General features: G+C 62.2%; 13 protein-coding genes. 4 read left to right on the forward strand and 9 right to left on the reverse strand.

The annotated features are described in order from the left end of the window. Nucleotide 1 precedes the first annotated feature (1 nt). Genes ABWK72_RS19905 through ABWK72_RS19920 form a run of 4 tightly spaced genes read left to right on the forward strand, consistent with a single transcriptional unit; the run spans nt 2 to nt 2891 of the window. Nucleotides 2-1033, forward strand: a complete 1032-nt coding sequence (locus ABWK72_RS19905) for a hypothetical protein (RefSeq protein ID WP_367871327.1) — start codon at nt 2-4, stop codon at nt 1031-1033. A gap of 12 nt (nt 1034-1045) precedes the next feature. Next, nucleotides 1046-1435 carry a DUF4150 domain-containing protein gene (locus ABWK72_RS19910; protein ID WP_367871328.1) on the forward strand — a complete coding sequence of 130 codons (390 nt, stop codon included), beginning with the start codon at nt 1046-1048 and terminating at the stop codon, nt 1433-1435. Between the two features lie 28 nt (nt 1436-1463). Further along, complete coding sequence (locus ABWK72_RS19915; protein ID WP_367871329.1) at nt 1464-2054, forward strand: hypothetical protein; 591 nt, start codon at nt 1464-1466, stop codon at nt 2052-2054. A 54-nt stretch (nt 2055-2108) separates the two neighbouring features. Then, the gene (locus tag ABWK72_RS19920; RefSeq protein WP_367871330.1) at nt 2109-2891 is read left to right on the forward strand and encodes a hypothetical protein; all 783 of its coding nucleotides are present in this window, start codon (nt 2109-2111) and stop codon (nt 2889-2891) included. Nucleotides 2892-2913: 22 nt separating this feature from the next. On the opposite strand, the gene ABWK72_RS19925 is transcribed toward ABWK72_RS19920, so the two are convergent. The 9 genes from ABWK72_RS19925 to tssB form a co-directional block, all read right to left on the reverse strand. Next, a complete protein-coding gene (locus tag ABWK72_RS19925) occupies nt 2914-5184 on the reverse strand; it encodes a type VI secretion system Vgr family protein (RefSeq protein WP_367871331.1) in 2271 nt (756 codons plus the stop codon). 13 nt (nt 5185-5197) lie between these two features. Further along, nucleotides 5198-7861: a type VI secretion system ATPase TssH gene (gene tssH, locus ABWK72_RS19930; RefSeq protein ID WP_367871332.1), complete on the reverse strand. Its 2664-nt coding sequence runs from the start codon at nt 7859-7861 to the stop codon at nt 5198-5200. A 49-nt stretch (nt 7862-7910) separates the two neighbouring features. After that, nucleotides 7911-9017, reverse strand: a complete 1107-nt coding sequence (gene tssG, locus ABWK72_RS19935) for a type VI secretion system baseplate subunit TssG (protein ID WP_367871333.1) — start codon at nt 9015-9017, stop codon at nt 7911-7913. Then, the gene (gene tssF, locus ABWK72_RS19940; RefSeq protein WP_367871334.1) at nt 8981-10804 is read right to left on the reverse strand and encodes a type VI secretion system baseplate subunit TssF; all 1824 of its coding nucleotides are present in this window, start codon (nt 10802-10804) and stop codon (nt 8981-8983) included. The genes tssG and tssF overlap by 37 nt, the downstream gene beginning before the upstream one ends. Beyond that, complete coding sequence (gene tssE, locus ABWK72_RS19945; RefSeq protein ID WP_367871335.1) at nt 10801-11358, reverse strand: type VI secretion system baseplate subunit TssE; 558 nt, start codon at nt 11356-11358, stop codon at nt 10801-10803. The genes tssF and tssE overlap by 4 nt, the downstream gene beginning before the upstream one ends. Before the next feature lie 12 nt (nt 11359-11370). Then, the gene (locus ABWK72_RS19950; RefSeq protein ID WP_367871336.1) at nt 11371-12195 is read right to left on the reverse strand and encodes a type VI secretion system accessory protein TagJ; all 825 of its coding nucleotides are present in this window, start codon (nt 12193-12195) and stop codon (nt 11371-11373) included. A 12-nt stretch (nt 12196-12207) separates the two neighbouring features. Continuing rightward, entirely contained in the window at nt 12208-12702 is a 495-nt protein-coding gene (locus tag ABWK72_RS19955) for an Hcp family type VI secretion system effector (RefSeq protein ID WP_367871337.1), read from the reverse strand. 81 nt (nt 12703-12783) lie between these two features. Further along, complete coding sequence (gene tssC / locus ABWK72_RS19960; protein WP_367871338.1) at nt 12784-14268, reverse strand: type VI secretion system contractile sheath large subunit; 1485 nt, start codon at nt 14266-14268, stop codon at nt 12784-12786. Between the two features lie 24 nt (nt 14269-14292). After that, nucleotides 14293-14808 (reverse strand): type VI secretion system contractile sheath small subunit, encoded by a 516-nt coding sequence (tssB, locus tag ABWK72_RS19965; RefSeq protein WP_367871339.1) that lies wholly within the window; start codon nt 14806-14808, stop codon nt 14293-14295. Between the last annotated feature and the right edge of the window lie 10 nt (nt 14809-14818).

A 14818-nucleotide genomic window follows, 5' to 3' on the forward strand; every position in this document is an offset into this window, starting at 1 on the left:
CATGGAACTCGCCGTCATCGCATCTGGAATGATTACGCCACTCGGCTTCAATGCCGCTGCGAGCTTGGCGGCCCTGCGGGCGGGAATCCGCGTGGTGGAAGAGACCAATCTCTGGGATCCCGAATCAGGCCGCTATCTCGGGGCCGGCAAGGTAGCCCTGCCGCACTGGTGGATCGGTTTGGGGAAGCTCGCGGACCTTGCCGCCGCGGCGATTCACGAGTGTTTTGAAGCGGCCCACCCGGTTCCTCCCCGGGAAATTCCCGTTCTCCTGGGAGTCACGGCTGCGGACCGGCCTGACAGGGTCTCGGGATTGGACTCGGAGATCCTTGTGGAGATCGGGCATCGCCTCGGCTTCGTGCTGCATCCGGAGTCCCGGGTGATCCCGCGCGGGCAGGTTTCGGCGGCCATCGGTTTGCAGAAGGCGGCCGAACTGATCACCGGCAAGCGTGCCGGGAGCGTGATCGTGGCAGCAGTCGACAGCCTCTTGCGGCATGGCTTGAAGGATCACTATCTTGATCGGCGCCGGCTTTTGACACCTCACAATTCCAACGGCTTCTCGCTGGGAGAGGCGGCCAGCGCGGTATTGGTGACGGCCGCCGGCGCGAGGCCGCGCGGCGACGGCTTGCGGGTTCTCGCCGTCTCTCTCGATCGCGAGGCCGCCGTGATCGAATCGGATGAGCCACTCTTGGCGGAAGGTCTGACCCGGACGATCCGCAAGGTCCTAACAGATTCAGGCCTTGCCATGCAGGATCTGGACCAACGGATGACCGACCTGAATGGCGAGCACTACCGGTTCAAGGAAATGGCTCTGGCGATGGGCCGCTTCGAGCGGAAACCGGGTCCGCGGACTTTCGAGATCCTTCATCCCGCCGAATACATCGGGGATTCCGGGGCGGCGATCGGACCCATCTTGCTGGCATGGGCTCTCCATGCGGGAGTCAAGGGCTATGCCTGCGGCCCGACCACCCTGTGCACCCTGAGCAATGACAACGGTGAGCGCGCCGCAATGATTGTCCGCCATCCCATCAACTGAGCCTTTCAAGTCATGAGCAAGAACGTCTTTGCCAACGGGAGAGAGATCTCCGCGAAGAAGGATGACAATATTTCGATCTGTGCCATGCCGGACGTATGTCTTTCCCCGCCTTCGCCGCCCGCCGGGCCGATACCGATTCCTTATCCGAATACGGCGAAGGCTTCCGACACCAGCGGTGGATCGAAGTCCGTGAAAATCGGCGGGGATGAAGCGGGCTTGAAGAACTCATCCAACTACAAGTCGAGCAACGGCGACGAGGCCGCCACCCGGGGCTTGGGAATGGGGGTGGTCACCCATACCATCCAGGGGAAGATGAAGCACACCGCTTGGTCGATGGACGTCAAGTTCGAGGGCCAGAACGTCATCCGGCACATGGATCTGACGACCCACAACCACATGTAGTTCCATGGGAGTCCAGAATTCAGGATCGATGACTTGCGACCAAGCCGCCCAAGCAGTGGCGGAAGGGAAGGAACTTACCTGCGAGGAGCTCGATCAAGCGAACAAGGACGCCCGCAAGAACGAACTGGACAACGACAACACGCCGGAAGGCTTCGCCCTGACGACTGCCGTGGGCACCAACAAGAACGGTGTCTCGGGATTCATGAAGGGAGTCTCCTCCGGTGATGCCCCGAAAAAGGAATTCAAGAACGGCTACGCCCCCGCCGTGAAAGCCAAGACGCGTCCCGATTGCAGCGGCGCCGGCGGATACGACGCGCAGCGGAAGAACGACTCCGAGACCAAGGTTCTGGATCCCTTCATGCGCAGTGCCGGCTCCGGTGGCTCGGTCACGATGAAAGTCTATCACCGGTCGGTTGCAGGCGGCGTGACGACGGAGGATGAGATGCCATGCATCAGCTGCCGGAAGTCCATCTGCGGAGCGGAGAAATGCGGCATCACCGTGACCTTGTGCAACAAGAACAACGAAAAGGTCAAGGCCGCCGACATGTGCGACGACGGCAAGCCCAAAGGCACCGGAAGCACGAGCGATCCCCTGTGGACAAATGCTGGATTCGCGTGAAGCATACCGGACCAGCTTCAGGATAAAATCTCCAAACCGCCAGACCTCACGCCGATGCTGCCGTTGCCCGCTTACCTTCCCAAGGCTGGAATCCAGTCGGACCTCATCCGCTACGAATGGGATGATTGGAAGACGCTTCCGCAATCACAGGCTAGCGACGAGGAGCTGACCGGGCGGCTTGCAAAAATCTCCCGGCGTGCGGTGCTGGCTTTGATGTGCGCGACGGCCGAGTGGATCGTCTATCGTTTCGACCCGCTCTGCGACGACACGTCTCCATGGGACTACCTGGAGGGAGCGTGGGCAATGACCATCGACGTGAGGTATTGCGGTTACGGCAGCGGCAACTGGTGGCAGGAGCACGCCGTGGATGGTTGGCACGGGCCGGTGAAAGGGATCATCGCGGAGGCATTGGAAAGGCTCGAGGTGGCAATCCAGCAATTGTTCTGGGAAGGAACCGATCCCGTGCGGCGCGCCGGCCTGGTGGACGCTCTTGCCCGCTATGTCATGCCCGACACCGCCCCGTATTTGGAGTGGCGCGAGCGAATCGTGAAACGGTTCGAGTCCCTTTTTCCCAGGGACGCAGATGATCCGTTGGGAGACCCTGTTCCGCGTGAAGCGGTCGATCCGGATCTGGAGTTCGATCCCGCCCGGTCGGAAGCCCTGCTCCGGCGCTACCTTGCCGGCTTGGACCACCGGCGTAATATCTTTCTAAGCTCTCCTGAAGCGATGACCGAACCGGATGACGCAGGGGAAAGCTTCCGGGGAGTTCCCTATTCATTCGATCTGGCGGTGGATCGCCGGATGCGGCGTGAGGTTGAAGGACACGACCACGAGTGAACGGCGGCAGGCCGGTGGTTCGTCAGTTCTCCTTGATGGTGCTGCCCTTGATCGTCACATCGCTGCTAGCCTTCACGTTGATTTTCCCGGAAGCCTTGATGGTGATGTCCTTGCCATCGATCGAGATATTCTTCCCCTTGATCTGGATCGTACCGTCCTTCTTCAGCACGATGCTCGCATCACCCGTGACGAAGGCGATCTGGTCGCCAGCCTTCACCGCCAGAGTTTTGCCGACACTCAAGGTATCGTCTTCGCCGATATCGGCAGTCCGGTTGGCACCGACTTTCAGGGACTGGTCCGAGCCAACCGTGGTCGATTGATTGGCTCCGATGTCGCTCTGCTGATCGCTGCCGATCGTATTGTTCTGGCTGGTGCCGATGCTGTTCGACTGGGAGGCTCCGACGGTAGTCGCCTGCACTCCTCCCACGGTGATCTCCTGGGCGGCGCCGACATTGATCATCTCGTTGATGCCCACCGAGTGGGTTCGCATCATCGCCACGGTCTTGGTCTCGCTGGCACCCACCGTATGGGCAAAGGCTGAGCCGATCGTAACGGTCTCGTTGCTGCCGACCATCTCGGTACGGTTCGTGCCAATGGTGATCACCTCGTTGCTGCCGACGGTCTCGGTGCGGTTGACGCCGATGGTGATGGTCTCGTTGTTGCCGACGGTCTCGGTGCGATCATGGCCGATGCTGATCTTCTCATCATGGCCGACATCCTCGGTTCGATCGTGGCCGACCGAGGTCGTCTCATCGTTCTCGACGATGTTATCCTGGTTCTTTTCCGCGTGGACGTAGAGCTGCTCGGAGCCCTTTTTGTCCTCCATCCGGATCTCGTTGAAATTCGCGGTCCCGCCACCCAGCGAGCTGCGGCTCTTGATGCCGCTCTGGGTCTTGTTCGCAGGTAGCCCGTAGGGCGGCATGTTGTCGCCGTTGTAGACGCGACCGGTGATGATCGGCCGGTCGGGATCGCCCTCGAGGAACTCCACGATCACCTCTTGCCCGATGCGCGGGATATGAATGGCTCCCCATTGCTTGCCCGCCCAATACTGCGAGACGCGGATCCAGCATGAACTCTTGTCGTCGCTGTTGTCGTGGCGGTGCCAGTGGAAGTGGACCTTCACGCGGCTGAACTCGTCCGTGTAAATCTCGTCGCCGCCCGGTCCGGTCACGATCGCGGTCTGCGGCCCGGTGATCAGCGGCTTCGGCGTATCGCGCGCCGGACGGTAATCGACCGTCGCCGGGATGGCCAGAAGCCGCACCTGATAGAACCGCGGCCCGCCACCGGTCGCCTGCGAACCGAAGGGCGTGGAATGGATCTCGTGGCGCAGGCGCGTCAGCAGATACTTGCGGTTGTCCTCATCGCGGAAGGCTTCCTTCAGCTCGAACTGGAAGCCCACCTGCAGGCCGGCGATGTCCGCCTCACCCCGATGTGTCTCATGGCGCGCCTGCAGCTCCTGCATGCGGATCGTCGCGTAGTTGCTGCCATCCCCGCGGTCGAGGTACTCGCCGGGGTAGTCGTAGATCTCGTAGTCCGCGTGATCGTGCGGCTTCGGGTTGCTGGTGTCCGCGAGCAACTTCTTGCCCGGCGACTTGAAATCGAAATCGGTGTGGGCGAAGGCACCGGGGCAGACCCGGCCCTCGCGCACCCAGGAGCGGATGCCGCTGAAGTCGATCCCGAGATTCCACGGATAGTAGTTAATCGTCTCGCTGCCGGGGCAGGGATCGTGGGCGGACGGTGCATCCGCGAGCACCATGGTATGCTCGCCATCCTTATGCGTGAAGTAGTAGCAGATGCCCTCTTGCTCCATCAGGCGGCTCACGAAATTGAAATCCGTCTCGCGATACTGCACGCAGTATTCCAGCGGCTTGTAGCTGCCGCTCAGCCGCAGCTCGTACTGGCTGAAGTTCCGCGAGCCGAATACCTGCTCGATGATCTCGGGAACCGACTTCTGCTGGAAGATCCGGCAATCCGCGACCCGCGTGAGATACCAGAACCAAGGCACCACGATCGCCCGATAGCGCGCGAGCTGGTCGCGCGGTTCGAGCTGCTGGAACTCGCTGACGAAGCCATTGAAAATCCGCGTGCCGGATCTCTCGGCCTCGACCTTCACCGTGACATTCTGGCCGACGATGTTGTCGAACTTCACCTTCGGGTCGGTGCTGGCGAGATCGAGCTCGTAGCGATAGGTTTTCGATAGCTCCTCCTCCCCGGTAAAGCGGGTGATGAGCAGCACATCCTCACCCAGCGGTGTGGTGAGTTGGAGCCTGCGGTCGTGTTGCGTCTCAGGCACGGTGCGACCTTTCTCAGTTGAATTGGTAGGTGAGGCGACCGTCGGCGGTGGAGACCGCGATCTTCTCGATGGTATGGCCGTCGGCGATCTTCTCCAGCAGCGCGCGGCTCAGTTCCGGCAGAAGCGTCTGGGTCAGGATACTCTCGACGACGCGCGCCCCGCTCTGCACCTCCGTGCAACGGCTGGCAATGAGATCGCCCACGGAGGGGTCGAAGGTGACTTCCGTTCCCCGGTTCTCCAGCAAGCGCTTCTTCACGCGGCTGAGTTGGAGTTCCACGATCTTGCGCAGCACTTCGTCGCTGAGCGTGTAGTAGGGGATCACGTTCACGCGGCCAAGGAAGGCCGGGGTAAACTTCGGACTGCCCATCTTTTCGTCGGAGAATTCGAGCAGCGGCTTCCGCACCGCTTCGGCCAGCGCCTCGGGCGTCGGCATCAGCTCGGGATCGGCGCACATGTTGGTGATCAGCTCCGTCCCCGCATTGGTTGTCATCAGGATGATCGTGTTGCGGAAGTCCACGGAGCGGCCGGTCGAATCGTCCAGGCGGCCCTTGTCGAAGACCTGGAAGAAAAGCTGGATCACATTCGGGTGCGCCTTTTCGATCTCGTCGAGCAGCACCACGCTGTAAGGTCGCCTTCTAACAGCCTCGGTCAGCACGCCACCCTCACCGTAGCCTTTGTAGCCCGGAGGCGCACCCTTGAAGGTAGCCACGCTATGACCTTCGCTGAACTCCGTCATGTTGAAGGAGATCAGGTTGCCCTCGCCGCCATAGAGTGCTTCCGCGAGTGCCAGCGCGGTCTCGGTCTTGCCGACCCCACTGGTCCCCGCGAGCATGAAAACCCCAATCGGACGCGAAGGATTCTCCAACTGCGCGCGGGAGATCTCGATGCGCTTGGCGATTGCCTCCAGCGCATGGCGTTGGCCGATCACGCGCTCTTGCAGGAAGTCGGCAAGATTGAGGATGGTGCGGATCTCATCCTTTACCATCCGGCCGACCGGAATGCCGGTCCAGTCGGACACCACCGCTGCGACCGCGGCTTCCGTGACCGCGTGGTGGATCAGCGGCTTGTCCTTTTGAATGCCTGCCAGCTCGGCTTCCTTGGCGCGGAGATCCGTTATGATCGGCTCGCGTCCGGGCTCATCTGCCGTGCCGCTAAGCTTCGCCTTCAGCGCGATCAGCTCATCCACCAAGGTCTTCTCCGTCGCCCAGTTCGCTTCAAGGCTCTCAAGCCGCGTCCGCGCTTCAGCGACCCTTCCCGCTATCGCATCGAGCAGCTCGCTGCGATCCGCCCCGGCAGCGCTTTCTTCCTTCAGGATGCTCTCTTCCAGCGTCAGCGCCTCGATGTGCTTGCGGCAGTCATCGACCTCGGCAGGCGTGGCATGCTGGCTCAGCGAAACCCGTGAGGCCGCCGTGTCCATCAGGCTCACCGCCTTGTCCGGAAGCTGCCGCGCCGGAATGTAGCGCTTTGAAAATTTCACCGCCGCCGCCATCGCGTCGGCCAGGATCGGCACGCCATGGTGCTCGGAGAGCTTCCGTGAGACACCGCGCAGCATCGCGAGGGCCTTCTCCTCGTCAGGCTCCTCGATCACCACAGGCTGGAAGCGGCGCTCCAGGGCGTTGTCCTTCTCGAAGTACATCTTATACTCCTTCCAAGTCGTCGCGGCGATCGTCCTCAGCTTGCCGCGCGCCAGTGCCGGCTTGAGCAGGTTAGCCGCATCGCCCTGGCCTTCTTGGCCCCCGGCACCGATCAGCGTGTGCGCTTCGTCGATGAAAAGAATGATCGGCACCGGCGAGCCTTCGACTTCCTCGATGACCTGCTTCAGCCGCTTCTCGAATTCCCCGCGCATGCTCGCTCCGGCCTTCAAGGCACCGAGATCGAGCGTCCGCAGTTCGACATCCTTGAGCGCCGGCGGCACATCGCCCGCGGCTATCTTCAGGGCCAGCCCCTCGACCACTGCCGTTTTCCCCACGCCGGCCTCGCCGGTCAGGATCGGATTGTTCTGGCGGCGGCGCAGCAGGATATCGGTGATCTGGCGGATCTCCTTGTCGCGTCCGGTGATCGGATCGATCTTGCCGGCCCTGGCTTCCGCGACGAGATCGCTGGTGAACTTCGCCAAAGCCTCCACCCGTCCGGGCACCGGCGGTCCTCCGGAGGCCGGAGCCTCATCGCCCGAAGCGGGCGTGGCTTCCGCAGAACTGTTCTCGATCGAACTCTGGAAGATCTCATCGAAGCGGTCCGTGAGATCGTCCGCCTTGAGCTTGCGGAACTCTTCGGAAAGGCCCTTCAACGCATTCTCCAGCGAAGGATTCTTCAGGCAGCCGATCAGAATGTGCCCGCCGCGAATGCTGTTCTGTTTGAACATCAGGGACGCATAGATCCAGCCCTGCTCGATCGCCTCGACCAAGGAAAGCCCGAAGCCGGTGATCGAGCCCGCTCCTCGCGGCAGGCGGCCCAGTGCTGCTGTTAGGTCGGACACCAGCTTCGAATCATCGATGCCGAAGTGGCGCACCGCTGTCTGCAAATCGGATTCCGGCTCGTTGAGCATCTGCTGCAACCAGTGCACGAGTTCCACCGATGGATTGGTGCGCATCCGGCAGAAGTTGGCGGCACCATCGAGCGTGCGATAGCCAAGCTGGTTGAGCTTCCCGAAGAGGTCCTTTGGACGGAGATCAGCCATTAGATTAGAGATTGAAGATAGTTTCGGAAGCGAAAGCAAGTTTCCCGTTCTAGTTCGCGTGCTGCAGCACCAGATCCTCGCAGTCCGCCGCGAATTCCCGCGACTTCAGCCAAGACGTCCGGCCGAGTTGGCCGGCTTTCCCGAGGACGGTCGAAGGCACTTCCTCTTTCTCGAGGATGATCTGGAAATCACAGAGCCATTGGCGGGACGTGTAGAAGTCCACCCACGCCGCGAGCTGCGGGTAGGCCGGGCCGTCGGGCAGGAATTCCTTGAGCCGCGCGAGCTTCATCGGACCCAGCCGCACGCGGAACTTCTGCTGGTGATCCCACATCCGCCTGCCGACGAAGATGCTCTCGCCGAGCACGCCCGTCTGCCCCAACCGGCACTGGCAATCCTCCGGAATCGTCAGCCAATGCCCGACGAACTGCCGGATCTCCACCGGCACGTGGAAGAAGCCGGTCAGGATCGAAGCCAGACCCTCCGCATGCCGCGTCTGGCAAGAAAGATGGCCGGCGAAGGCCAGGCGGGAGAGGGGAGGGAGGTCGGGATGCTCGAACAGCTCGTCGCTCCCCGCGCCGAAAGTGCTCGCGATGAAATGCCCGAAGCGCGGTGCATCGCCCTCATGGCGGATCCCGCCGGTATCGACGCGATCGAAGGCCACCGGCATGTTCCCCGAGGACCAAGCCCGATAGAGGAAGCTGAACATCCGGTGGTGGAAGAGATCGAGGAACTCCGCCATGCCCTCGTCCTTCACCGCGGAGCTCGCGTAGAGCCCGGCACCTTGCGCGGACTGGAAGAGCACTTCGTCCGGAATCCCGTGCGATAGATGGACCAGCGTTTCCGTCATCCATTCCGGCATCGGCCCGAAGGGCCCTGAGAGACCGGTGAAGCAGGCCTTGAGCTTGTAGACCGGATCTTCCGGATCATCACCGGTCGGCGTGCAGACCCGCAGGTCGGTCGCGAGATGGACCAGGTCGACATACTGGCCGAAGCGCACGAAGTCATCCGCCGGATCGCGTGAGCGGCCCACGCGCGGATGCTTGCCCGCCGCGGCGCACTCCAGCACCCGCACGGCTTGGTAGAACGAAAAGCCCTGCGGCTGCTCGACCAGCGTCTTGATCAGATCAAGCAGGTCTTGCCGATTCGTCGTGGCCATCGGACGAGTTCGTTTTTACCCGGCAGCAAGCTGACCGAGGTTTGGGTGAAGCAGTTCATGGAGGCGTAGCGGCCGAAGAACTCTTCCAGCACGCGGCTGAAAAGAAGCACCTCCGGCGCGCTCATGACATTCTGATCGAAGCCCAGGGTGATCTCCAGGCCCCGCACGAAGGATGGCGGCCCGCCCTCGAAGCGGTGCAGCGCCTGTCGCGTCTCCGATCTAACAGAACGGAGCGAGCCGATCTCGCGGCGGCTCTTGTCGGCATAGAGTGCCAGCAATTCGCGCAGCGCAGCAGCATCGCCATCCGCCCCGATCAGCGATTGGTAATTCAGCGAGAGATGGCTGATCAGCCGCCAGGCATGCGGCCCCTCGGCATTCGATGCCGCAGGCGGCGTCGGCCCGGAGAGGAACTCGATCGAATGGACCAGCTCGCTCTCCGGATACGAGAAAACCGGCGCGCCCTGCTCGATCATCAGCAGCGGCAGATGCCGATTCGTGCAACGCGCCTCCACGCCGATCTGGCGGATATCGAGCTTGAAAGGCGCTGCCTTTAAATCGACCAGCGACAGATAAACTTCAGACCCAGGATAGCCGAGGTGCGGCAGCACCACGCCCTTCGTCGGCCGCGGGAACGAATCCCGCCGAACCATGTAGAAGGCCCGGTCCTCGTCGCCATCGGCCTGGTTGAAGAAGAAAGGCCGGAAGCTGGTATCGTCACCACTCTTCGTGCCGTGCCCCGTCGCGCCCTCGATCGAATACACCTCGAAATCGTGCGTGCGGGCCCGATCCATCGTCACGTGGTGCTCCGGCCGACGCGGATCGAAATCGAAACGCCGCGACATCGGGAAAAGATTCACGATCGGCACCGCGAAAAGCTCGAGCGACTTCCTGCCGACCACCGCCTGCAACGAGCTATCATCCTCCGAAAAAGGAATCACCAGTTCGATCTCGCGCCCCACAGCACCGGCAAAAGCTTCCTTCAGCCCGTTGATCTCGAAAAAGTGGAACTTCTCCGGCAGCAGGAAATACTCCCGCAAAAGCCGATAGCCCTCGAAGCCCGCCGGATTCATCGGCAGCAGCCTCTCGCCCTCGCCGAAGCCGAGCTGCTTCAAGTTCGCGCCGCTGATCTGCCGCGCCCCATTCTTCCCGCCCAACCAGACCCCGCGGTTCCTCGCGATCACATGCGCCAGCAACCGCAAGCGCGACTGCTCCGCCCCCGGCACGAAGAAGCGCAGCTTGTCGCAGCCCAGCTCCTCCCACGACATCGAGGGATGCAGCAGCTCCAGCTTGATGCTCATCGCCGCCTCGTGTGCTGTCGCGATGCTGCCATGGCCCGAGCGGTAGCTCACATCGGCGATCCGGATCGGCAGCAGGGTCAAGTCCTGCGTCGTCTGCCAGCGGCAGCGCGTCGCGCGCGGGCCGAAAGGTTCGGTCACCACCTCGCCTCCCGCGGGAATCTCCACCCGCTCGAAGACGATCGAAGGATCGACATTGAAACGCACCACCCCCGCCGAGGGCAGCGGTGCCAGATAGTCCGGATACACCGTCTCTAGCAGGCCCTGCGTGAACCGTGGGAACTCCGCATCGAGCTGGTAGTGCACCCGCGCCGCAAGGAACGCGAAGCCCTCCAGCAACCGCTCGACGAAAGGATCCTGGCAAAGCTGCCGGCCATCTACATCGATCCCGAGCTGCTTGCCCGTCTGTGGGCGATGCCGCGCGAACTCCCCGGCGAGCCGCCGCAGGTGCTGCAGCTCCACATCGTAAAGCCCGAGGAAGCGCTCGTTCAAACGACACCTCCTTCCTTCACCTGGCAGGACCCGGTGTTCAGATCGATATCGATCCGCAGCGACTCCCACTCCGGCAGCGCCCACAGCTCCGCCTCGATCGTGAAAGCCAGCAGCGAAGGCTCCTTCTCAAGCTGGATCGGCTCCACCTTCAAGCTGTCGAAAACAATCCGCGGCTCGAATTGCTTGATCGCATCCCGGATTTCGCCGCGGATGCCCTCCATCACCCGCGCATCGTCGGGATTCACCGCCGCCCCGTTGAAATCCCGGATGCCGTAGTTGATCACGGAAAGCGGCAACTCCTCGTGATCGTAAACGCTGGCCGCATCGTCGATCGCCGCCCTGCCGGAATTGCTCAGCGTGGTCCGCTCAAGCTCCTCCCGGGTCCGCCGCCGCTTTGAGTTCAGCAGCCATTCCAGATCGCGCCGGATCGCATCGCGATAGGCACGCGAATCGATCTGGCGGCTCTCGGGAGAACCCCGCCCGAGCGAACGGACGATGCGGTCGAAAAGGCAGGGCAGAACCCCGCTTTCCTGTTGGTGGGTGCGGCGGTTCATCCTGCCCTCAAATCACAGCGGTCGCTCGATGTCCGGATGCTCGAACTCGATCTTCCTGACTTCCAGCAGCGAGTAGTCGTTCTCACCGTCGGTGAAAACCTTCTGCCCGACCGCTTTCACGAGACCCGGCGCGGATTCGTCCCACACCGTCCCCCGCGCTAGCGCCAGATCCTGGTTCTCGCTCTTCTCCGAGCCCGGATAGCGCACGCACAGGAATCCCGGCGTGTCCGAACCGTTCGTGAGCAGGAATGTCACCGGCAGCCAGATCAGGTCCCGCAGCGCCTTCGGCTCGGAAATCCGGATGCCTAACAGACGCTGCACCGGTAGCCAGTAATACGAGCCGCCGATCACCGCCTCGAAGATCGCCGGGAAGCGCGAGTCGGTATCACCCAGCCACTCGAAGTGCTTGCCATCGATCCGGCCGGACACCGACTCTGCGGCCTCCGTCACCTTCTCCCGGCACTGCAAGGCCGCCCCGGTTTCACCCGCGAGCAGATGGCGGTGCATCTGGACCAGATCCGCCACCCACGGCAGGGGATCGCCGAAGATCAGCGGCTCCCTGGTTCCCGCGAATACCGCGGCACGCTGCGTCTCCGCATCAAGCAAGGACGTGACCGTCAGCACCAGCAACTGCCGCTGCTCGTCGGTCCCGAGATCGCCGTACAGCTTCAGTTGCTTCACCGCCGGTTCCCATTCGCCGGAGAGCGCCGCCAGATGCATGAGGACGAGGCGCAAGTCCCCGTCGCCCGGCTTCGCGCGGACGCTTTCCTTGATCGCGGCGAGCGCCCCGGAGAGGTCTCCGCTCCGGAGCGCTTCTTCCCAAGTGACCTGAGACATCGCGGAAATGAATTATTCCCCGGTGTTGGTCTTGAGACTCCACTTGTGGCCGATCGTGGTCTTCTCCTTGAAGTCGTCGGGGTTGAGTTGCTTGTACTCCCACTCGATCTCGGTGTAGGCGATCGAAACCGATTCGCCCGGAATATCGCCGCCGCCACTGATCGAGTAGCTCGAGATGAAGGCGTTCTTCACGGTGATCTTCAGGAAGCAGGTCTTTTCTCCCGTCGCTCGACAGAGCTCGAAGACCGCCTCGTCCACCCGCTTGCCCGCACTACAGGCCAGCGCGATTTTGGCCGAAGACGAGTCATACATCTTCGTGAGCACGATGTCGGAGTGATGGCTGCGGCCCTCGGGCTTGGCACCGCCCTGGCTGGCGGCGGATGCGGCGGCTTGGGAAATGCCGTGGGAAATCGAGGTGATCTCGATCCACTCGGCGTGGGCGTCATCGCCGGATTCCCCTTTGATTTCGGAGCCGTCGATTTTGAGCTGCAAGTAATAGTCTGGCATGGCGCAATGGATTTTCCGTTAGATTGTTGTTAGACACGCATGGTGTCCTGGGATGGAACAGCGAGGGGTCATGGAAAACGGCTATTTGTTGGCGGGCAGCCTTGAGACGAGATGGAGCGCGGCTGTCAGGCCTTCGAGCTGGATGTGCGGGCGCAGGAAGAAGTCCGCATCATAGTAGCCCGGATCAGCCTCGTTCGCCCGCACCGTCACCTTCGCGGCGGCGAGCGGCTTCTTCGCCTTGAGCTCCCAAGAGGAACTGGAATCGCACTGGTAGTTGTTGATCCACTTGTTCAGCCAGTCCTCCATTTCGTTGCGCTCCATGAAGGCACCGATCTTGTCGCGGACCATCACCTTCAGGTAGTGGGCGAAGCGGCAGCAGGCGAAGAGGTACGTCATCCGGGCGGATAGAGCGGCATTCGCGGTCGCGTCGTCCTCGTAGTATTTCTGCGGCTCCTGCAGCGATTGCGCGCCCATGAAGACCGCGAAATCCTCGTTCTTGTAGTGCGAGAGCGGCATCAGCCCGACCTTCGCCAGCTCGTGCTCGCGGCGGTCCGTGATCGCGATCTCCGTCGGGCACTTGTAGTCGATCGAGCCGTCGTCGGACGGGAAGGTGTGCACCGGCAGGTTCTCCACCTTGCCGCCGCTGTCGTGGCCGCGGATGTAGGTGCACCAGCCGTAGAGCTTGAAGGCCCGCGTCACGTTCGCCCCGAAGGCATACGCCGCATTCGACCACACATAACTGTCGTGATCCGTGCCGCCGAGCTCCTCCACGAATTCAAAATCGTCGATCGGATTCTTCTGCGGATCGTAAGGCGCGCGCGCCAGGAAGCGCGGCAGCGTCAGCCCCAGATAGCGGGAATCTTCCGATGACCGCAGCGAGCGCCACGCGGCATACTCCGGATTCGTCTTGGAAAGCACCTTGTCGATCTTCGGCGGCTTCGACAGATCCTGCCACGAGCTCAACCCCAGCAAGCTCGGTGCCGCAGAGGTGATGAAAGGGCAATGCGCCGCCGCCGCGATCTGGCCGACTCCGCGCAGGATGTCCACATCCACCGGCGAGTGGTCGAAGGCGTAATCCCCGATCATCACGCCGTAGGGCTTCCCGCCCGGCATGCCGAATTCTTCTTCATAGACCTTGCGGAAGAGCGGGCTGCGATCCCACTTGTCGCCCTTGTACTCCTTGAGCACCTGGCGGACCTCGCTCTTGCTGATGTTGAAAATTTCGATCCGCAGCTGGTCATCCGTCTCCGTGTTGAAGACCAGATGCTCCAGTCCGCGCCAGCTTCCTTCCATCTTCAGGAAGTCCGCCTGGTGCATGATCGCATTGAGCTGCTTCGACAGCAATTGGTCGATCTGCGCGATCACGCCCTCGATGAATGCGAGGATGCTGCCGTCGTAGGTGACGGTGTCCTTGAGGATCCACTCGGCCAGCGAGCGCGCGGCATTCTTGGTGGTGTCCTCGGCGCCTTTCGTCGGGAGGGAAAGCCCCTCGATCGCGGCGTCCAGCGCACTGACGGTTTCGAATTCGCCGGCGGCTGACTGTTTGGAAGTTTCGGTGTCGCTCATGGAAATGTTCGGCGTGGGCGTTGATCAGGCGTCGGCAGGCTTGTCCAGAGCGCCGGCCTTCTTGGCTTCGTTGACCAGCGACTGCAGCAGCGTCGGATCCTGGCGGATTTTCTCAAAAAGGGCCTCGGCCTTCGGCTTGCCGCCAATGACGCCGAGCAGGTTGTCGAGGGTCTGCCGCACCTCCAGCAATTCCCGGAGCGAGTCCACCTTGCGCGCCACCGCGCCCGGTTCGAAGTCGCTCATCTTCTCGAAGGTGATGTCCACCGGCAGCTTGCCCTCGCCCGTCAGGTGGTTATCCACCAGGAAGCTCACGCGCGGCTTCTGCGACTTGAGCACCTGGTCGAAATTATCGGCATGAATGTCGATCGACTTGCGGTCGGCCACCGCCGGGAGTTCGCCTGCGGACTTGCCCGATAGGTCCGACCACACCATCGCGATGAATGGCAGTTCGACCTTCTTCATCGCGTCCCCGGTGTACACCTCGTAGGTGATATGGACGCGCGGCGGACGGTTGCGGGTGATGTATTTTTGGCTGCTCATCGTGATGAAA

The organism is Luteolibacter sp. Populi (assembly GCF_040801775.1).
In the GTDB taxonomy this organism is placed as follows: Bacteria; Verrucomicrobiota; Verrucomicrobiia; order Verrucomicrobiales; family Akkermansiaceae; genus Haloferula.